The 18,811-nt window shown below is 66.1% G+C and carries 17 protein-coding genes and 1 tRNA gene; 8 read left to right on the top strand and 10 right to left on the bottom strand.

The features are described from left to right. The 4 genes from HMPREF3115_RS07630 to HMPREF3115_RS07615 form a co-directional block, all read right to left on the bottom strand. The coding region (locus HMPREF3115_RS07630) for a ribonucleoside-diphosphate reductase subunit alpha (protein ID WP_070553964.1) at positions 1-2,868 on the bottom strand (2,868 nt) is incomplete at its 3' end. 450 nt (positions 2,869-3,318) lie between these two features. Then, complete coding sequence (ampD, locus tag HMPREF3115_RS07625; RefSeq protein WP_053297658.1) at positions 3,319-3,909, bottom strand: 1,6-anhydro-N-acetylmuramyl-L-alanine amidase AmpD; 591 nt, start codon at positions 3,907-3,909, stop codon at positions 3,319-3,321. Then, positions 3,906-4,211: a PP0621 family protein gene (locus tag HMPREF3115_RS07620; protein ID WP_006400408.1), complete on the bottom strand. Its 306-nt coding sequence runs from the start codon at positions 4,209-4,211 to the stop codon at positions 3,906-3,908. The genes ampD and HMPREF3115_RS07620 overlap by 4 nt, the downstream gene beginning before the upstream one ends. A 13-nt stretch (positions 4,212-4,224) precedes the next feature. Continuing rightward, positions 4,225-5,121, bottom strand: coding sequence for a cytochrome C assembly family protein (locus HMPREF3115_RS07615; protein WP_070553963.1), 897 nt, complete (start codon positions 5,119-5,121; stop codon positions 4,225-4,227). Between the two features lie 89 nt (positions 5,122-5,210). Here HMPREF3115_RS07615 and ffh point away from each other — a divergent pair, with 89 nt between their 5' ends. Together ffh and HMPREF3115_RS07605 are read left to right on the top strand one after the other, a co-directional pair. Next, positions 5,211-6,578, top strand: coding sequence for a signal recognition particle protein (ffh, locus tag HMPREF3115_RS07610; RefSeq protein ID WP_006400410.1), 1,368 nt, complete (start codon positions 5,211-5,213; stop codon positions 6,576-6,578). Between the two features lie 94 nt (positions 6,579-6,672). Continuing rightward, on the top strand, positions 6,673-7,224 hold the full coding sequence (locus tag HMPREF3115_RS07605; protein WP_006400411.1) for a hypoxanthine-guanine phosphoribosyltransferase: 552 nt from the start codon (positions 6,673-6,675) through the stop codon (positions 7,222-7,224). A 95-nt stretch (positions 7,225-7,319) separates the two neighbouring features. Here HMPREF3115_RS07605 and HMPREF3115_RS07600 read toward each other — a convergent pair whose 3' ends face one another. Continuing rightward, positions 7,320-7,928: a MarC family protein gene (locus HMPREF3115_RS07600; protein ID WP_006400412.1), complete on the bottom strand. Its 609-nt coding sequence runs from the start codon at positions 7,926-7,928 to the stop codon at positions 7,320-7,322. Between the two features lie 21 nt (positions 7,929-7,949). Continuing rightward, positions 7,950-9,686 carry a proline--tRNA ligase gene (locus HMPREF3115_RS07595; RefSeq protein ID WP_006400413.1) on the bottom strand — a complete coding sequence of 579 codons (1,737 nt, stop codon included), beginning with the start codon at positions 9,684-9,686 and terminating at the stop codon, positions 7,950-7,952. 218 nt (positions 9,687-9,904) lie between these two features. Here HMPREF3115_RS07595 and HMPREF3115_RS07590 point away from each other — a divergent pair, with 218 nt between their 5' ends. Then, positions 9,905-10,552, top strand: coding sequence for an RNA pyrophosphohydrolase (locus HMPREF3115_RS07590; protein WP_006400415.1), 648 nt, complete (start codon positions 9,905-9,907; stop codon positions 10,550-10,552). A gap of 63 nt (positions 10,553-10,615) precedes the next feature. Beyond that, complete coding sequence (locus HMPREF3115_RS07585; protein ID WP_070553962.1) at positions 10,616-11,173, top strand: CNP1-like family protein; 558 nt, start codon at positions 10,616-10,618, stop codon at positions 11,171-11,173. A gap of 107 nt (positions 11,174-11,280) precedes the next feature. Here the strand turns inward: HMPREF3115_RS07585 and proB are convergent, their stop codons facing one another. The 4 genes from proB to rplU all read right to left on the bottom strand — a co-directional run bounded on the left by proB (position 11,281) and on the right by rplU (position 14,387). Beyond that, positions 11,281-12,399 (bottom strand): glutamate 5-kinase, encoded by a 1,119-nt coding sequence (proB, locus tag HMPREF3115_RS07580; RefSeq protein WP_006400417.1) that lies wholly within the window; start codon positions 12,397-12,399, stop codon positions 11,281-11,283. Between the two features lie 92 nt (positions 12,400-12,491). Continuing rightward, entirely contained in the window at positions 12,492-13,601 is a 1,110-nt protein-coding gene (gene cgtA / locus HMPREF3115_RS07575; RefSeq protein WP_006400418.1) for an Obg family GTPase CgtA, read from the bottom strand. Between the two features lie 186 nt (positions 13,602-13,787). Further along, complete coding sequence (gene rpmA, locus HMPREF3115_RS07570) at positions 13,788-14,051, bottom strand: 50S ribosomal protein L27 (RefSeq protein ID WP_006400419.1); 264 nt, start codon at positions 14,049-14,051, stop codon at positions 13,788-13,790. Between the two features lie 24 nt (positions 14,052-14,075). Next, a complete protein-coding gene (gene rplU / locus HMPREF3115_RS07565) occupies positions 14,076-14,387 on the bottom strand; it encodes a 50S ribosomal protein L21 (protein ID WP_006025184.1) in 312 nt (103 codons plus the stop codon). Between the two features lie 209 nt (positions 14,388-14,596). On the opposite strand from rplU, the gene HMPREF3115_RS07560 reads away from it, so the two are divergent. The 4 genes from HMPREF3115_RS07560 to HMPREF3115_RS07545 all read left to right on the top strand — a co-directional run bounded on the left by HMPREF3115_RS07560 (position 14,597) and on the right by HMPREF3115_RS07545 (position 18,747). Next, entirely contained in the window at positions 14,597-15,592 is a 996-nt protein-coding gene (locus HMPREF3115_RS07560) for a polyprenyl synthetase family protein (protein WP_006400420.1), read from the top strand. Positions 15,593-15,761: 169 nt separating this feature from the next. After that, positions 15,762-15,838, top strand: a tRNA-Pro gene (locus tag HMPREF3115_RS07555). Between the two features lie 127 nt (positions 15,839-15,965). Next, the gene (locus HMPREF3115_RS07550; RefSeq protein WP_053297660.1) at positions 15,966-17,264 is read left to right on the top strand and encodes an HlyC/CorC family transporter; all 1,299 of its coding nucleotides are present in this window, start codon (positions 15,966-15,968) and stop codon (positions 17,262-17,264) included. Positions 17,265-17,475: 211 nt separating this feature from the next. Next, complete coding sequence (locus HMPREF3115_RS07545; RefSeq protein WP_006408715.1) at positions 17,476-18,747, top strand: GspE/PulE family protein; 1,272 nt, start codon at positions 17,476-17,478, stop codon at positions 18,745-18,747. Positions 18,748-18,811: the final 64 nt, after the last annotated feature.

The raw sequence follows: 18,811 nt of genomic DNA, 5'->3' as shown, positions 1-18,811 counted from the left end.
GCCCGCCGCACCGAAGCCGCCCGCTGCGCCCTGCGCGCCGCCTGCCGCGCCGCCGCCGCTCGTCGGCACCGCGTTCAGCGCGCCGTGTGCGACCGTCGACTTCTCGACGTGCGTCGCCGCCATCGTGCGCAGGTAGTAGGTCGTCTTCAGGCCGCGCAGCCACGCGAGCTTGTAGACCTCGTCGAGCTTCTTGCCCGATGCGCCGGCCATGTAGATGTTCAGCGACTGCGCCTGGTCGATCCACTTCTGGCGACGCGACGCGGCCTCCACCAGCCACTTCGGATCGACCTCGAACGCGGTCGCGTAGATCGCGCGCAGGTCGGCCGGGATGCGGTCGATGCGCGACAGCATGCCGTCGAAGTACTTCAGGTCGGCGACCATTACTTCATCCCACAGGCCGCGCTCCTTCAGGTCGCGCACGAGGTACTCGTTGACGACCGTGAACTCGCCCGACAGGTTCGACTTCACGTACAGGTTCTGGAAGGTCGGCTCGATGCACGCCGACACGCCGATGATGTTCGAGATCGTCGCCGTCGGCGCGATCGCGACGCAGTTCGAGTTGCGCATCCCGTGCGTCGCGATCCGTGCACGCAGCGTGGCCCAGTCGAGCGATTCCGACGAGTCGACCTCGACGTAGCCGCCGCGCGCTTCGGCCAGCAGCTTCAGCGTGTCCTGCGGCAGGATGCCGCGATCCCACAGCGAGCCGCGGTAGCTCGAGTAGCGGCCGCGCTCCTCGGCCAGCTCGGTCGACGCGTAGTAGGCGTAGTAGCAGACCGCTTCCATCGAGCGATCGGCGAACTCGACCGCCGCTTCCGACGCGTACGGCGTGCGCAGCAGGTGCAGGCAGTCCTGGAAGCCCATGATGCCGAGGCCGACCGGACGGTGCTTCAGGTTCGAGTTACGCGCCTTCGGCACCGCGTAGTAGTTGATGTCGATCACGTTGTCGAGCATGCGCATCGCGACGCTGATCGTGCGCTTCAGCTTGTCGTGGTCGAGCGCGTAGGTGCCGTCCGGCTGCTTGACGAGGTGCGCGACGAGGTTCACCGAGCCGAGGTTGCAGACCGCGATTTCGGTGTCGCTCGTGTTCAGCGTGATTTCGGTGCACAGGTTCGACGAGTGGACGACGCCGACGTGCTGCTGCGGCGAGCGCACGTTGCACGGATCCTTGAACGTGATCCACGGATGGCCCGTCTCGAACAGCATGCCGAGCATCTTGCGCCACAGCTGCTGCGCCGGAATCTTCTTGAACAGCTTGATCTCGCCGCGCGCGACTTTCTCTTCGTAAGCCGTGTAAGCCGCCTCGAAGTCCGCGCCGAACTTGTCGTGGAGATCCGGGCAGGTCGACGGCGAGAACAGCGTCCACTCGCCGCCTTCCATCACGCGCTTCATGAACAGGTCCGGAATCCAGTTCGCCGTGTTCATGTCGTGCGTACGGCGACGGTCGTCGCCCGTGTTCTTGCGCAGCTCGAGGAATTCCTCGATGTCGAGGTGCCACGATTCGAGGTACGCGCAGACCGCGCCCTTGCGCTTGCCGCCCTGGTTCACCGCGACGGCCGTGTCGTTGACGACCTTCAGGAACGGCACGACGCCCTGCGACTTGCCGTTCGTGCCCTTGATATGCGAACCGAGTGCGCGCACGCGCGTCCAGTCGTTGCCGAGGCCGCCGGCGAACTTCGACAGCAGCGCGTTTTCCTTCAGCGCTTCATAGATGCCGTCGAGGTCGTCCGCGACCGTCGTCAGATAGCACGACGACAGCTGCGAGCGGTGCGTGCCCGAGTTGAACAGCGTCGGCGTCGAGCTCATGAAGTCGAAGCTCGACAGCACGTTGTAGAACTCGATCGCACGCGCTTCGCGGTCGATCTCGTTCAGCGACAGGCCCATCGCGACGCGCATGAAGAACGCCTGCGGCATTTCGATGCGCGTGCCGTCGACGTGCAGGAAGTAGCGGTCGTACAGCGTCTGCAGGCCGAGGTAGCCGAACTGCAGGTCGCGGCTCGCGTCGAGCGCTTCGCCGAGGCGCTTCAGGTCGAACTGCAGCAGCTTGTCGTCGAGCAGGCCGGCTTCGACGCCGCGCTTCAGGAACTGCGGGAAATACTCGGCGTAGCGCGTCGACATGTCGGCCTGCACGACTTCCTCGCCGAGGATCTCGCGGCGGATCGTGTGCAGCAGGATGCGGGCCGTGACCTGGCTGTATGCCGGATCCTTCTCGATCATCGTGCGCGCAGCGAGGATCGCCGAGTCGTAGACCTGGCTCATCGGCACGCCGTCGTACAGGTTCTTCACCGTCTCCGCGACGATCGGATCAGGGTTAACCGCAGCGCCGAGGCCGTCGCATGCCGACACGATCAGCGCGCGCAGCGCGTTCATGTCGAGCGGACGCGTGACACCGTTGTCGACGACGTTGATGCCGCCCGTCGTCTCGCGCACCGCCGCCGTTTCCTCGCCCGCATGCTGGCGCTCGAGGTGACGCTTCTCGCGATACAGCACGTACGCGCGCGCGACGTTGTGCTCGCCGCCGCGCATCAGCGCGAGCTCGACCTGATCCTGGATGTCTTCGATATGGAACGTTCCGCCGTTCGGGCGGCTGCGCACGAGCGCGCGCACGACGTTGCGCGTGAGCTGGTCCACGAGTTCGCGCACGCGCGCGGACGCGGCGCCCTGCCCGCCGTTGACGGCCAGGAAAGCCTTGGTCACCGCGATCGCGATCTTCGACGGCTCGAACGCCACCACGCTGCCGTTGCGGCGGATCACCTTGTAGTCGGCGAACGTTGCCTGCGGCGCGAGCGCCGGCGCGCCTTGTTCGGCCCCGCCGAGAGGACGGCTCGATGCGCTCTCGTACTGGGACGTCGCGTTGTCGGTGGTTTGCATGTGCAAAGCTCCTGGTGTTGGATGGTGCGGAGAGAACCGCGGATTAAAACGAACGCTGCGCGATGCGGTGCGCAAGCGGTAAGAGGCGAGCGATGCGTCGGGGAAGCCGGTTCCGTCGATGCGCGACAACCGGTTCGGTCGTGTGCTTCGTCATGTCTACCCTACCCGCGATGTTCGCTGCGCTGATTGCGGCGCCTGGACTGCCCGGCCTGACGCGCCGCCCTGGGAACCCCGTTCGCCGGCGTTGCCCGCCGGCCGGTGCCGCTCGGGTTTCCCCTGCGACACACACTATATCTAGTGCAGAACTGCTCAACAGGCACCAAGTATAGTGGACATTCCAGCAAGGTCCAAACGGAGAATTTGCGCCGGAGGTCTTGACATCGCGCACGGGCAGACGCGACAAGGCATTGATCCGAGAAAAGGGGTTTCCCGGTCAAAAAAACCCTGCGCTCACTGCTGCCGGAAAGGAAAGTATTCGGCGCCGAACCCGGCATCGCGCGCGAAGCGTTGCCAATCGAAATGCGGACCGGGGTCGGTCTTGCGGCCGGGCGCGACGTCGGAATGCCCGGCGAACGCGTCGACCGGATAACGCGCGGCGAGCGTGCGCGCGAGCACGACGAGCGTCGCGTATTGCGCATCGTCGAACGGTACGTCGTCCGCGCCTTCGAGCTCGATGCCGATCGAGAAGTCGTTGCAGCGCGGCCGGCCGAAAAACTCGGACGCACCGGCGTGCCACGCGCGCTCGTCGCACGACACGAACTGCACGAGCTCGCCGTCGCGGCGGATCAGGAAATGCGCGGAGACGCGCACGTCGCGCAGGTGACGCTGGTAGTACGGGTGCGCGTCGCAGTCGAGGCGGTTCAGGAACAACGCCTCGATCGCGTCGCCGCCGAACTCGCCGGGCGGCAGGCTGATGTTGTGCACGATCACGAGCGACGGCACCGCGCCCGCGGGCCGCGCCTCGAAGTTCGGCGAGCGCGCGTGGCGCGCTTCGCGCACCCAGCCGGCCGCGTCGACCGACAGCCGCCCCGCGTCGGTCATCGTGCGCCGCCCGCGCGTGCGGCGTGACGTTGCGCGTGCTCGGTGCTGCAGAAGTATTCGCCGCTCGCGGCCGCGATCGCATCGCCCTTCGGCGCATGCACGCCGCACTCGGCGCAGCGCACCATCGGCTCCGGCAGCGAGCGCGCATCGCCGTTCGGACGCGCGGCACCGGCGCCGTAGCCCGGCGCGCCGGACGCATCGGCGCCGCGGCCTGCGCGCGCCTGCTCCTGCGCGTGACGCAGCTTGCGCGCAAGCCACGAACCGGCGAAGAAGAGAAGAATCAGGAGAAGAATCTGTCGCATCGGAAACCTGCGGTCAAACGACGGAGCGGTGCAACAGCACCTCGAAAACGAACCGGCTGCCGACATACGCGAGCAGCAGCGCGGCGAACGACACGAGCACCCAGCGCGCCGCGCCGCGCCCGCGCCAGCCGGACGTCTTGCGCGCGATCAGCAGGCCGCCGAACATCAGCCACGACAGAATCGCGAACACCGTCTTGTGATCGAGGCGCAGTGCGCGCGCATCGACCTGCTCGCTGAACAGGATGCCCGACGCGAGCGTCAGCGTGAGCAGCACGAAGCCGGCGCCGATCAGGCGGAACAGCAGCTTCTCGAGCGTGAGCAGCGGCGGCAGCGTTTCGAGCCAGCTCGCGATCCAGCCGGTCGAGCCGTCGCGCCCGCCGCTTCGCAGCGACTGCAGGCGCCGCTCGACCATCAGCATCAGCACCGCGTGCAGCGCCGCGATCGCGAACAGTCCGTACGCGATGTTCGCGATCAGGAAGTGCAGCTTGAACAGCGGTGCTGCGGCATAAGGCAGCACCCGCACGCCGCCGAACACGAGCGGCAGCAGCGATGCGCCGCAGGCGAGCGGCAGCACGAGCAGACGCAGGCTGTCGAGCGGGAAGAAGAAGCTCTCGATCCAGTAGATGCCGGCGCCGAGCCAGAACATCGCGGACAGCGCGAACGCGAAACCGAAGATCATCGCGTCGTGCGGGAAGATCGTCATGTGGAGCAGCACGCCGTGCGCGACGAGCGCGGCGAACAGCAGCGCGCGCCCGATGCGGCTCATCCCGGACGCGGCCGACGCCGGAACGGGCACGGCCGGCACGCTCGCGACGAGCGGCGACGCCGCGCCCTGCCGATGCGTGCGCCAGCCTGCGACGGCAAGGCCGCCGTACAGGAATGCGGTGAGGGCATACAGTACAATATCCATGTTCGAAGTTTACACTAGGCCCCCTTCCCGCGACGGCTCCGTTGTTCGATGACCGCCGCGCCTTCGGGCCCCACTGTCCATCGCTCCCCATGCTCGACAATCTCACTCAACGGATGGCGCGCGTCGTCAAGACGCTGCGCGGCGAAGCCCGGCTCACCGAGGCGAATACGCAGGAAATGCTCCGCGAAGTGCGTCTCGCGCTGCTCGAGGCCGACGTCGCGCTGCCGGTCGTCCGCGAATTCATCGCGAAGGTCAAGGAAAAGGCGCTCGGCGAGGAAGTGATCAGCAGCCTGTCGCCGGGCCAGGCGCTCGTCGGCGTCGTGCAGAAGGAGCTGACCGCCGTGATCGGCGGCGACTACGAAGGCAAGGCCGCCGAGCTGAACCTCGCAGTCTCGCCGCCTGCCGTGATCCTGATGGCCGGCCTGCAGGGCGCCGGCAAGACGACGACGGCCGGCAAGCTCGCGAAACTGCTGCGCGAGAAGTACAAGAAGAAGGTGCTGACCGTCTCGTGCGACGTCTATCGCCCGGCCGCGATCATGCAGCTGAAAACGGTGAGCGAACAGGTCGGCGCCGACTTCTTCCCGTCCACACCCGACCAGAAGCCGGTCGACATCGCGGTCGCGGCCGTCGACTGGGCGAAGCGCCACTATCACGACGTGCTGATCGTCGATACGGCCGGCCGGCTCGGTATCGACGAAGCGATGATGCAGGAAATCGCCGCGCTGCACGGCGTGCTGAAGCCGGCGGAAACGCTGTTCGTCGTCGACGCGATGCTCGGCCAGGACGCCGTCAACACCGCGAAGGCGTTCAACGACACGCTGCCGCTCACGGGCGTCGTGCTGACCAAGCTCGACGGCGACTCGCGCGGCGGCGCCGCGCTGTCGGTGCGGCACGTGACGGGCAAGCCGATCAAGTTCGTCGGCGTCGCCGAGAAGCTCGACGGCCTCGAGGTGTTCCATCCCGACCGGATGGCGAACCGGATCCTCGGCATGGGCGACATCCTCGCGCTCGTCGAGGAAGCGCAGCGCGGCGTCGACGTGCAGGCCGCGCAGAAGCTCGCCGACAAGGTGAAGAAAGGCGGCGACTTCGACCTGAACGATTTCCGCGCGCAGATCTCGCAGATGAAGAACATGGGCGGGCTGTCGTCGCTGATGGACAAACTCCCCGCGCAGTTCCAGCAGGCCGCAGCCGGCGCCGACATGGGCCAGGCCGAGAAGCAGATCCGCCGGATGGAAGGGATCATCAACTCGATGACGCCGGCCGAGCGCGCGAAACCCGAAATCATCAAGGCGACGCGCAAGCGCCGCATTGCAGCCGGCGCGGGCGTGCCGGTGCAGGAAGTCAACCGGATGCTGAACCAGTACGATCAGATGCGTACGATGATGAAGAAGCTGAAGGGCGGCAACATGCAGAAGATGATGCGCGGCCTGAAGGGCATGATGCCCGGCCTGCGCTGATTCCGTCCGCCGGCCGGCGCGCGGGTTTTTGCCGTAGCGCGCACCGGCCGTTGTGCTTCACTCTTATTTGTATACCGACTGTCCGCCAGAACACATGAACCGCGAAGAAGCCCTCCACATTTTCGAACACTCCGAAGAGATCGTCTCGGCGGACGCCGTCAACGCATCGATCGTCCGGATGGCCGACGCGATCCGCGCCGAGATCGGCGACGCGTTCCCGCTCGTTCTGTCGGTGATGGGCGGCGCGGCGGTGTTTACCGGGATGCTGCTGCCGCATCTCGATTTCCCGCTCGAATTCGACTACATCCACCTGACGCGCTACCGCAACACGACGCAGGGCAGCCCGGAGATGCACTGGCGTGTCGCGCCGCGCGAGTCGGTGAAAGACCGCATCGTGCTCGTTCTCGACGATATCCTCGACGAAGGCGAGACGATGGCCGCGATCCGCGACCGCATCCTCGACATGGGCGCGAAGCGCTTCATGTCGGCCGTGCTGTGCGAGAAGACGCTCGCGAAGGCGAAGCCGCTGCATCCCGACTTCTGCGGCTTCTCGGTGCCGGACCGCTACGTGTTCGGCTGCGGGATGGACGCGAAGGGCTACTGGCGCAACCTGCCGACGATCCGCGCGCTGACCGCGAACGTCTGAGCGCACGCCGGCTTCGCCGTCGCCAAACGGAAAGCGGCGCCCGGGTTCATTACCCGGAGCGCCGCTTTTTTTTGTCGTTACGCGCGAAACGCGCGTCAGGTCTGCAACTGGTGGACGAACGCGCGGATGCCGGCGAGCAGCATCTCGACCGAGATCGCGACGAGCACGAGGCCCATCAGCCGCTCGAACGCGGCGACCGTGCGCTCGCCGAGCCATTGCTGGATCCGTTCGGCCAGCACCAGCGTGATCGCGCACAGGATCATCGTGACGGTCAGCGCACCGACCCATTCGAACATCTTGCCGGGCGCCTGCGACGTCAGCAGCATCACCGTCGCGAGCGCGGACGGCCCCGCGAGCGCGGGGATCGCGAGCGGCACGATGAACGGCTCGCCGCCCGCCCGCGGATCGCTGCCGAGCGCGCCGTCCGGATGCGGAAAGATCATCCGAAGCGCGATCAGGAACAGCACGATCCCGCCGCCGAGGCGCAGCGACAGGTCGGTCAGGCTCATCATCCGCAGGAAGCGATCGCCGACCACCATGAAGAACAGCAGGATCACGAACGCGATCCCCACCTCGCGCAGGATCAGCTTGACGCGCCGCTCGCGCGGCACGTCGCGCATCGCCGAAATGAACAGCGGGATATTGCCGAGCGGATCGGTGATCAGCACGAGAAGCACGGTAGCCGACAGGAAGGTGTACTCCACCGCGTTCCCCGTCCGATCCGCTTAGTGCGCGAGTGCCGCGCGGACCTTCTCCGCGACCGTCGCCGCGGCCTCGCCGGCCGGCAGCAGCGTCGCTTCGGTGTCGCGGCGGCCCTGGTACTCGATCTTGCCGTCCTTCAGCCCGCGCTCGCCGATCACGAGGCGGTGCGGCACGCCGATCAGTTCCCAGTCGGCGAACATCACGCCCGGACGCTCGCCGCGATCGTCGAGGATCACGTCGATGCCGGCCGCCGTCAGTTCCGCGTACAGCTTGTCGGCCGCTTCGCGCACCGCGTCACTGCGGTCGTAGCCCATCGGGCACAGCACGACTTCGAACGGGGCGATCGACTCCGGCCAGATGATGCCCTTGTCGTCGAAGTTCTGTTCGATCGCCGCGCCGAGAATACGCGTGACGCCGATCCCGTAGCAGCCCATCAGCATCGGCTGCGGCTTGCCCGATTCGTCGAGGAACGTCGCGCCCATCGCTTCCGAGTACTTGGTGCCGAGCTGGAACACGTGGCCGACCTCGATGCCACGGCAGATGTCGATCGCGCCCTTGCCGTCCGGCGACGGATCGCCCTTCTTCACGTTGCGCACATCGGCGACCTCGGGCTCCGGCAGATCGCGGCCCCAGTTCACGCCGGCGATGTGATAGTCGACCTCGTTCGCGCCGACGACGAAATCGCTCATGTTCGCGACCGTGCGATCGGCGATTACCTTCACCGGCTTCTTCGTGCCGATCGGGCCGAGATAGCCCGGCGGCGTGCCGAACCACTCGACGATTTCCTGCTCGGTCGCGAAGCGGTGGTTCTTCAGCCCCGGCAGCTTCGATACCTTGATCTCGTTCAGATCGTGATCGCCGCGCAGCATCACGAGCCAGATGGTCGGCTCGGCGCCTTCGTTGTCGGTTGCGAGCACGATCGACTTGATCGTGCGCTCGAGCGGGATGTTCAGCAGCTCGGCGACGGCCTCGCACTTCGCCTTGCCCGGCGTCGCGACCTTCGTCAGCGCTTCGGCGGGCGCGGCGCGCTCCGCGATCAGCGGCAGCGCTTCGGCCGCCTCGACGTTCGCCGCGAACTCGGAGCTCGGGCAGTAGGCGATCGCGTCCTCGCCGGTATCGGCGATCACGTGGAACTCGTGCGAGAAGTTGCCGCCGATCGAGCCGCTGTCGGCCGCGACCGCGCGGAATTCGAGGCCGAGGCGCGTGAAGATGCGCACGTACGCGTCATACATCTTGCGATACGACTCGCGCAGGCCTTCCGCGTCCTTGTCGAACGAGTACGCGTCTTTCATGATGAATTCGCGGCCGCGCATCACGCCGAAACGCGGACGGATCTCGTCGCGAAACTTCGTCTGGATCTGATAGAAGTTCACCGGCATCTGCCGGTAGCTCTTGATCTGATTGCGCGCGATGTCGGTGACGACTTCCTCGTGCGTCGGCCCGATCACGAAGTCGTTGTCCTTGCGGTCCTTGAAGCGCAGCAGCTCGGGGCCGTACTGCTCCCAGCGCCCCGACTCCTGCCACAGTTCGGCCGGCTGCACGGCCGGCATCAGCAGTTCGACTGCGCCCGCCCGGTTCATTTCCTCGCGCACGATCGCCTCGACCTTGCGAATCGAGCGCAGACCGATCGGCAGATAGTTGTAGATGCCGCCGGCGACGCGACGGATCATGCCGGCGCGCACCATCAGCTTGTGACTGACGATCTCTGCGTCGGCCGGTGCTTCTTTGAGGGTGCCGATAAAGAAACGGGAAGCTTTCATGCGGACGGTTCCAAAAACGGCGCCCCCAGGCAGGGCGCCCGAAAAAGATTCAAGGTGAAAAAGCTGCGCGCGACGAACGACGATGGCGCAGATGACGTAGCAGACAAATCAGGGACAATTCAGCCGGCGCGCCTCGCGCGGATTCGCTCCGTCACGGTGCGCAGCGCCCGTTATCTGTTTATAATCAAAGCAATTTTAAAGGATTCGAAGGTGGTTGTATGCTGGATCGTGAAGGCTTTCGCCCGAACGTCGGCATCATCCTCTTGAACGCGCGCAACGAGGTGTTTTGGGGCAAACGGCTCCGCGAGCACTCCTGGCAGTTTCCTCAAGGCGGGATCAAGTACGGCGAGACCCCCATGCAGGCGATGTACCGGGAACTGCACGAGGAAACGGGCCTGCTGCCGGAACACGTCAAGATAATCGGCCGCACTCGCGACTGGTTGCGTTACGAGGTGCCTGACAAGTTCATCAAACGCGAAGTACGCGGTCATTACCGCGGCCAGAAACAGATCTGGTTCCTGCTGCGGATGCTCGGACGCGACTGCGACATTTGCTTGCGCGCGACCGATCACCCGGAGTTCGATGCGTGGCGGTGGAACGAGTACTGGGTGCCGCTCGATGCGGTAATCGAGTTCAAGCGGGATGTCTATCAGTTGGCGCTGACGGAACTGTCGCGCTTCCTGCGCCGCCCGGCGCAGCGAGCCGACAAGCCCCGTGGGCCGCGTCTGCCGCGCTATCCGCGCGTGATCGCCGCGCAACCCACCGAGACGCTGACGATTGTCGACACATCGGTCGTCTGTTCCGAGGTCGAAGTGGAGGCGAGCACGCTCGACGAGATGCCGCCCCGCGTGATCGTCGGCAAATGACGAGTCGGACTGCATGACCGGGCGCGACCTTGGTGTCGCGCCTTTTTTTACGAGGAATGCATATTGAAAGCGATTGCTCTCGCGCTCGCGTCGATCGCCACAGCCGCCGCACTGGCCGGCTGCGCGAATTCGAAAACGCCGACCAACAAGGACGACAGCGCGTTCGTGTATCTGCTGGACCGCCAGGGGAACTGGAAGGAAAACCCGGTCGACACGCTGCCGGCGCTCCCGCAGACGGCCGACCTGCTGCCGTTCAACGTGTCGCAGAACACACCGCTGAAGTTCTTCGTCGACGCGAAATCGCTGACGGTCGGCAGCGACGGCGTCGTGCGTTACACGGTCGTCGTCACGAGCCCGGCCGGCGCGCGCAACATGAATTACGAAGGGATCCGCTGCGATACGTACGAATGGCGCCAGTACGCGGGGCTGAATTCGGATCACGACGGCTGGGACCGCACGGTCGAGAACGACTGGCGACGCATCGAGAACGGCGAGCTGAACGCGTATCACGCGGCGCTCTATCAGGACTACCTGTGCGCGAACAAGATGCCGCAAGGCTCCGCGCAGCAGATCGTCGAGAACATCCGCTTTCATCGCACCGCGATGAGCCAGCTGCGCTGATCGTACGCGGCCCCGGCAGTGTCGGCGGCATTCGGCAAAAAGCCCGCATCGAGCGGGCTTTTTCATTTCGGCGGCGATAACGCATGGCGCGACTGCCCGCGCTGCGTTCAGACGAGCACCAGATTGTCGCGATGGATCAGCTCGGGCTCGAGCATGTAGCCGAGCACGCTTTCGATTTCGCCGCTCGGCTTGCGGTGGATCAGCTTGGTCTCGGCGCTGCTGTAGTTCGTCAGGCCGCGCGCGACTTCGCGCCCGTCCGGGCCGACGCATGCGATGACCTCGCCGCGCGCGAACGCGCCCTGCACGTCCGTCACGCCGATCGGCAGCAGGCTCTTGCCGCCGGCCGTCAGCTTCTCGACCGCGCCGGCGTCGATCACGACGTGCCCGCGCACCTGCAGGTGGTCGGCCATCCATTGCTTGCGCGCGGCCATCCGCGCCGTGCGCGCGATCAGCTGCGTGCCGATCGCCTCGCCACCGGCCAGACGCACGAGCACGTCCGGCTCGCGGCCGCTCGCGATCACCGTGTTGGCGCCGCTGTGCGCCGCGCGCTTCGCCGCGAGAATCTTCGTCAGCATGCCGCCGCGGCCGAGGCTCGAGCCGGCGCCGCCCGCCATCGCCTCGAGCTCCGGCGCGCCCGCATTCGCCTCGGCGACGAGCGTCGCCGCCGGATCCTTGCGCGGATCCGCAGTGAACAGCCCCGACTGGTCGGTCAGGATGATCAGCGCGTCGCCTTCGATCAGGTTCGCGACGAGCGCGCCCAGCGTATCGTTGTCGCCGAACTTGATTTCGTCGGTGACGACCGTGTCGTTCTCGTTGATGATCGGCACCACGCCGAGACGCAGCAGCGTCAGCAGCGTCGAACGTGCGTTCAGGTAGCGCTCGCGATCGGCGAGATCCGCATGCGTGAGCAGGATCTGCGCAGTGCGAATCCCGTGCTCGGTGAAGCGGCTCTCGTAGACCTGCGCAAGCCCCATCTGGCCGACCGCGGCCGCGGCCTGCAGCTCGTCGATCTCGCGCGGCCGCTTGCTCCAGCCGAGCCGCTGCATGCCTTCGGCGATCGCGCCCGAACTGACGAGCACGACTTCCTTGCCCTGCGCGCGCAGCGCTGCGATCTGCGCAGCCCAGCGGCCGATTGCCGCATGATCGAGCCCCTTGCCGTCGTTCGTCACGAGGCTGGAGCCTACTTTCACTACCAATCGCTTCGAATCCGCGATGATCGAACGCATCGTGCGCTGTCTCCTGTATCTGATGCCTGCCCGGCCGGGCGCGATTCAATTCCGGCGCCGGACCGACGCAGACCGGCGCGTGACGGGTACGCTCAGGCGTCGTCGCCCGGCGCAGCATTGGCGGCCGGCGGCGCATCGCGGAAGCGCACGTCTGCCGCCAGATCTTCCGCCTCGGCCGCGCGATGCGCGTCCGAATGCTCGGCCAGATAATCGTAGATCGCGTAGCACAGCGCTTCGCAGCCCTGCCCCGTCAAAGCGGAAATCTCGAACACGGGGCCGTGCCAGTCGAAGCGCTCGAGAAAATCGGCGACGCGTGCCGCACGCTCGTCCTCGGGCACCATGTCGAGCTTGTTCAGCACGAGCCAGCGCGGCTTCTCGTAGAGCGCCTCGTCGTACTTGCGCAGCTCGCCGACGATCGCCGTCGCTTCGGCGACCGGATCGACGCCTTCGTCGAACGGCGCGATGTCGACGAGATGCAGCAGCAGACCGGTGCGCTGCAGGTGCCGCAGGAACTGATGGCCGAGGCCCGCGCCTTCGGCCGCGCCCTCGATCAGCCCCGGGATGTCGGCGATCACGAAGCTCTTGCTCGGGCCCACGCGCACGACGCCGAGATTCGGCGCGAGCGTCGTAAACGGGTAATCGGCGATCTTCGGCTTCGCGTTCGACACCGAGGAGATGAACGTCGACTTGCCCGCATTCGGCATGCCGAGCAGGCCGACGTCGGCGAGCACCTTCAGCTCGAGCTTCAGCATGCGCCGCTCGCCCGGTTTGCCGTCGGTCTTCTGCCGCGGCGCGCGGTTCGTGCTCGACTTGAAATGCAGGTTGCCGAGGCCGCCGGCGCCGCCTTTCGCGAGCAGCACCTGCTGGTCGTGCTCCGTCAGATCGGCGATCAGCTCGCCGGTGTCCATGTCGGTGATCACCGTGCCGACCGGCATGCGCAGCGTGATGTCGTCGCCGCCCTTGCCGTAGCAATCGGAGCCGCGGCCGTTTTCGCCGTTGCGCGCCAGGTGCTTCTTCGCGTATCGGTAGTCGATCAGCGTGTTGATGTTGCGGTCGGCGATTGCGTAGACGCTGCCGCCCCGGCCACCGTCGCCGCCGTCCGGCCCGCCGAACGGAACGAATTTTTCGCGGCGCATCGACGCGCTGCCATCGCCTCCATCGCCGGCAATGACTTCGATTCGCGCTTCGTCAATGAACTTCATTCGTTACTCCGCCCAGTATTTCCGCTATTGTGCCGCGCGCCGGCGCGCTTGAACAATCGGCCGTTCGGCCAATCGTACGCCGGTTTTTGCGACGGCCGCCTACGCGCACCTGCGCGCGGCGGCCAATAAAAAAGGCCCCGCGAAGACTGCGGGGCCTTTCGGCTACGAAGCCCGTGATGCCTGAACTCAGGCAGCTGCCGGGACGACGATGACCGTATGCTTCTTGTCCGCGCCCTTCGTCGCGAACTTCACGTGACCGTCGACCAGCGCGAACAGGGTGTGATCCTTGCCCATGCCGACGTTCTCGCCTGCGTGCATGCGCGTGCCGCGCTGACGCACGATGATGCCGCCGGCGTTGATCGCCTGGCCGCCATACACTTTCACGCCGAGACGTTTCGACTCGGAGTCGCGGCCGTTACGGGACGAGCCGCCTGCCTTTTTGTGTGCCATCTGATTGCTCCTTTACCGAGGCGCTTACGCGTTGATCGCGTCGATGCGCAGCTCAGTGTAGTTCTGGCGGTGGCCGCCGTGCTTTTGGTAGTGCTTCCGGCGACGCATCTTGAAGATGGTGACCTTGGCGTGACGACCGTGCGACACGACGGTGGCCTTGACGGAAGCCCCACTGACCAGCGGCGTACCGAACTTAATCGATTCGCCTTCGCCCACTGCGAGAACCTGGTCGAGCGTGATTTCAGCGTCAATGTCAGCCGGTATCTGTTCTACTTTCAGTTTTTCGCCAACGGCAACCTTGTACTGCTTGCCGCCGGTTTTTATGACCGCGTACATTGAGAACCTCACTCTGGATCCATTTTTCCGCACACCACGCGCGGAAAAGGCGTGATTATACAGAGAGTTAGCATCGAAGTCAAAGCCGATTGACGATTGCCGCGCGCGGGCCTCGGCCGGACGGCCAAAATCGCGGGCGCGCAACGTGCGACAGACCGGAATATTGCCGATTCGCCTTATAATCCGCGGCATCACCCAATTCCATCATCATGTCGTCGTCCACCGCCTCCCCCTCCCTCAGCGCCGCCCACCTGCTCGCCCCGATCGCCAGCGACATGGAGCAGGTGAATCGCGTTATCCGGCAAAGCCTCGCGTCCGACGTGCTGCTGATCAACCAGATCGCCGAGTACATCATCGGCGCGGGCGGCAAGCGGCTGCGCCCGGCACTGCTGCTGCTCGTGGCCGGCGCGCTCGGCGAAACGTCGCATCAGCGGCACGTGCTGGCCGCCGTCGTCGAGTTCATCCACACGGCGACGCTGCTGCACGACGACGTCGTCGACGAATCGGAGCTGCGACGCGGCCGCGAGACGGCCAACGCGCTGTTCGGCAATGCGGCGAGCGTGCTGGTGGGCGACTACCTCTATTCGCGCTCGTTCGAGATGATGGTCGGCGTCGGCAAGATGCGCGTGATGGAGATCCTGTCCGAGGCGACGACGATCATTTCCGAAGGCGAAGTGCTGCAGCTTCTGAACATGCACGATGCGGACGTCGACGAAACGCGCTACATGCAGGTGATCCGCTACAAGACGGCCAAGCTGTTCGAAGCGTCGGCGCGTCTGGGCGCCGTGCTCGCTGGCGCCGACGCACCGACGGAGGCCGCGGCCGCCGAATACGGCCGGCGGATCGGCACCGCGTTCCAGATCATGGACGACTGGCTCGATTACGCGGGCACGGCCGAAGCGATGGGCAAGAACGCCGGCGACGATCTGCGCGAAGGCAAGCCGACGCTGCCGCTGATCTATCTGATCGAGCGCGGTACGCCCGAGCAGGCGGCGCTCGCGCGCGAAGCGATCGAACAGGGCGGCACCGATCGGTTCGACACCATTTTCGATGCGATCACGCGCTCGGGCGCGCTCGATCACACGCTCGAATGCGCACGCCAGGAAGCGCTGGCGGCCGCAGCGGCGATTACCGCGTTTCCCGATTCGACATACAAGGAAAGCCTGCTCGCGCTGTGCTCGTATTCGACGTCGCGGCAGTCGTAAGGGCGCGGCAGTAGGCGCGGCGGCAGGACGCCATGGCCGCGCCGATCAGACGCTTCGAAAATTTTCTTTCCCAAGGTATTCCATTTTCGAAAAAGCGCTGATATAGTTATGTTCTTGCTCGACGACGCAGCTGTCTTGAAGAAGACGGCGAAATCGGAAGAGTCCAAATCGGGGTGTAGCTTAGCCTGGTAGAGCGCTACGTTCGGGACGTAGAGGCCGGAGGTTCGAATCCTCTCACCCCGACCAGATTTGTAAAAACCGTGCACCACGTGCACGGTTTTTTTTCGTCCGTACGCGCGGCGCCCTCGCCGCATCGGTACGGCCGCCTCTGCTATATTCGCTCCATCCCTGTCCTTCACAGCCTCTTCCACGCGTGGACCAAATTCCCTTATGGGCGCAAATCGGCGCCGTCTTTCTGCTTCTCCTCTGTTCCAGCTTCTTTTCCATCTCCGAAACCGCCATGATGGCGCTCAACCGCCATCGGCTGAAGCATCTCGTCGGCCAGGGCGCGCTCGGCGCGAAAGCGACGCAAGGCCTGCTCACGCGCACCGATCTGCTGCTCAGCGTGATCCTGATCGGCAACAACCTGTTCAACACGATCATCCCGGTCCTCACGACCTCGATCGCGCTTCATACGTTCGGCCGTAACAATCTCGCGCTGTCGATCGCGACCGGCATCGTCGCGTTCCTGATCATCGTGTTCGCGGAGATCGCGCCGAAGATCGTCGGCGCGACCTTCCCGGAGCGCATCGCGCTGCCCGCGAGCCTCGTGATCGCGCCGCTGATGCGCGTGTTCAAGCCGGTCGTCTGGTTCGTCAACGCGCTCGCGAACGGTGTGCTGTGGGCGCTGCGCATCAATACGAAGAAAGGTCGCGATCAGCGGATGTCGGCCGACGAACTGCGTGCGATCGTGCTCGAATCGAGCAGCTTCATGCCGACCAAGCACCGCAGCATCCTGCTCAACCTGTTCGATCTCGAAAACATCACCGTCGACGACGTGATGGTGCCGCGCCGCCAGATCGAGTCGCTCAACTTCCATGCGCCGCTCGACGACATCCTGCATCAGCTCGAGACCTGCTATCACAACCGGCTGGTCGTCTACGAGGGCGATATCGACAAGGTGCTCGGCGTGCTGCACGTACGCAAGACGCTGACCGCGCTGCACAACCAGGATTTCGATCGCGAAACGCTGCGCGAACTGCTCGCGGAACCGTACTACGTGCCGTCGGGCACGCCGGTCGTCCAGCAGCTGCAGTATTTCCAGGAAAGCCGGCAGCGCACCGCGCTCGTCGTCAACGAATACGGCGAACTCGAAGGTCTCGTCACGCCGGAAGACATCATCGAGGAACTGATCGGCGAGTTCACGACGTCGATGCCGCGCAGCGAGCGCGCGGGCGGCTGGGATGAAAACGGCGAATGCATCGTCGCGGCCAGCATGCCGCTGCGCGAGCTGAATCGCTGGCTGCATCTGAAGCTGCCGACCGACGGCCCGAAGACGCTCAACGGCCTGATTCTCGAAATCCTCGAGGAAATTCCGGAAGACGACGTCTGCCTGAAGATCGGCGACGTGATGCTCGAAGTGATGCGCAGCGACGATCAGGCGGTGCGCACGGTGAAGCTGTTCCGGCCGCGCGGTGCCGGATCGCGCGCGAAGGGCGGCGCCCGTCGCTAGCGCATTTGCGTCCGTTCGCGCGGCGCGTCCGTGTCGCGCGCCGCTGCGACGCGCGGGAAGAACGGTTTCACCGTCACGCCAAGCTCCCCGCTAACGCCGAACGCCCGTCACGGGCGCGGCCGCGCCTGACCGAACGGCCGACTACCGGTGCCTGCCGTGCCGCGCGATCCTGTACGCGTCTCGATCAACGGCGGCCGACGCGCCGGCTCACATGAACTTTCCCGCTTCCCGCACGGCGCCGCGTGCGCCTGCGCCCTCCGACGCAGCGGCCGCGGCCGCTGTGCCCCGCTCGCTCGATGCGGCGCAGCTCGACGATGCGCCTGCGGTGCGCCTGCTCACCGACACGCTGCATGCGGCGCATGCACGCGATGCCTCCGACATTCACATCGAGCCGTTCGAAGGCGGCTGGCGCATCCGGCTGCGCATCGACGGCGTGCTGCACGAGCATGGGCGGCCGCCCGTTCACCTGCGCGACGCGCTTGTCACGCGCATCAAGGTGCTCGCGCGCATGGACATCGCCGAGCGTCGGCTTCCGCAGGACGGCCGGCTGCGGATCGCGCTCGGCGGCGGCACGCGCGGCGACTACCGCGTGAGCTCGCTGCCGACGCTGTTCGGCGAAAAGCTCGTGCTGCGCCGACTCGAAACGCTGCCGCCCGATCTCACGCTCGCCGCGCTCGGCTTCGATGCGCAGCAGGCACGCGCGATGGAAGCGGCGATCCGAGCACCGCACGGCCTCGTGCTCGTCACGGGCCCGACGGGCAGCGGCAAGACGCTGTCGCTGTACTGCGCGCTGCAGATGCTCGATCGCGATGCCCACAACGTCTGCACGGTAGAAGACCCCGCCGAAATCCAGCTCGATGGCATCAACCAGGTCGGCGTCGCGGAAAAAGCCGGCCTCACGTTCGCGACCGCGCTGCGCGCACTGCTGCGGCAGGATCCGGACGTCATCATGGTCGGCGAGATCCGCGATGCCGAAACGGCCGACGTCGCGATCAAGGCCGCGCAGACCGGCCATCTCGTGCTGTCGACGCTGCATACGAACGACGCGCCGGCCGCGATCGCGCGGCTCCTCGACATCGGCGTTGCGCCGTACAACCTCGCGGCCGCGCTGCGCCTCGTCACGGCGCAACGGCTCGTCAGGCGGCTGTGCGTCGGCTGCCGCGTGCCGTCGGACGCGCCGGCCGCGCTGCTGCGCGACGCGGGCTGCGACGCGCCCGCGCTCGAATCCGGATGGCGCCCGTTCGTCGCGCGCGGCTGCGCCGCATGCCACGGCATCGGTTATCGCGGCCGCATCGGCCTGCATCAGACGATGCCGGTGTCGTCGCGGCTCGCCGAACGTATCGTCGCGCGTGCGAGCGTCGGCGAACTCGCGCGATGCGCGGCGGCGGAAGGTGTTCGCAGCTTGCGCGACGCGGCGCTCGCGCGCGTTCGAGATGGCACGACGAGCGTCGCGGAAGCGCTCGCCGCCACGCCGAACGCATGACCGTGCGCGCGCCGCCCCGCGAGATGCGCTTCGCCTGGCGCGGCCGTCGCCGCGACGGCACGCC

Source organism: Burkholderia sp. HMSC10F09, from assembly GCF_001806955.1.
In the GTDB taxonomy this organism is placed as follows: Bacteria; Pseudomonadota; Gammaproteobacteria; order Burkholderiales; family Burkholderiaceae; genus Burkholderia; species Burkholderia multivorans.
This window is presented reverse-complemented; position numbering and strand designations above follow the sequence as displayed.

Bases quoted from the DNA above. Each gene is read 5' to 3' on its own strand.
- ampD (WP_053297658.1), bottom strand. From the start codon at position 3,909: ATGACCGACGCGGGGCGGCTGTCGGTCGACGCGGCCGGCTGGGTGCGC.
- HMPREF3115_RS07620 (WP_006400408.1), bottom strand. From the start codon at position 4,211: ATGCGACAGATTCTTCTCCTGATTCTTCTCTTCTTCGCCGGTTCGTGG.
- HMPREF3115_RS07615 (WP_070553963.1), bottom strand. From the start codon at position 5,121: ATGGATATTGTACTGTATGCCCTCACCGCATTCCTGTACGGCGGCCTT.
- ffh (WP_006400410.1), top strand. From the start codon at position 5,211: ATGCTCGACAATCTCACTCAACGGATGGCGCGCGTCGTCAAGACGCTG.
- HMPREF3115_RS07605 (WP_006400411.1), top strand. From the start codon at position 6,673: ATGAACCGCGAAGAAGCCCTCCACATTTTCGAACACTCCGAAGAGATC.
- HMPREF3115_RS07595 (WP_006400413.1), bottom strand. From the start codon at position 9,686: ATGAAAGCTTCCCGTTTCTTTATCGGCACCCTCAAAGAAGCACCGGCC.
- HMPREF3115_RS07590 (WP_006400415.1), top strand. From the start codon at position 9,905: ATGCTGGATCGTGAAGGCTTTCGCCCGAACGTCGGCATCATCCTCTTG.
- proB (WP_006400417.1), bottom strand. From the start codon at position 12,399: ATGCGTTCGATCATCGCGGATTCGAAGCGATTGGTAGTGAAAGTAGGC.
- cgtA (WP_006400418.1), bottom strand. From the start codon at position 13,601: ATGAAGTTCATTGACGAAGCGCGAATCGAAGTCATTGCCGGCGATGGA.
- rpmA (WP_006400419.1), bottom strand. From the start codon at position 14,051: ATGGCACACAAAAAGGCAGGCGGCTCGTCCCGTAACGGCCGCGACTCC.
- rplU (WP_006025184.1), bottom strand. From the start codon at position 14,387: ATGTACGCGGTCATAAAAACCGGCGGCAAGCAGTACAAGGTTGCCGTT.
- HMPREF3115_RS07560 (WP_006400420.1), top strand. From the start codon at position 14,597: ATGTCGTCGTCCACCGCCTCCCCCTCCCTCAGCGCCGCCCACCTGCTC.
- HMPREF3115_RS07545 (WP_006408715.1), top strand. From the start codon at position 17,476: ATGAACTTTCCCGCTTCCCGCACGGCGCCGCGTGCGCCTGCGCCCTCC.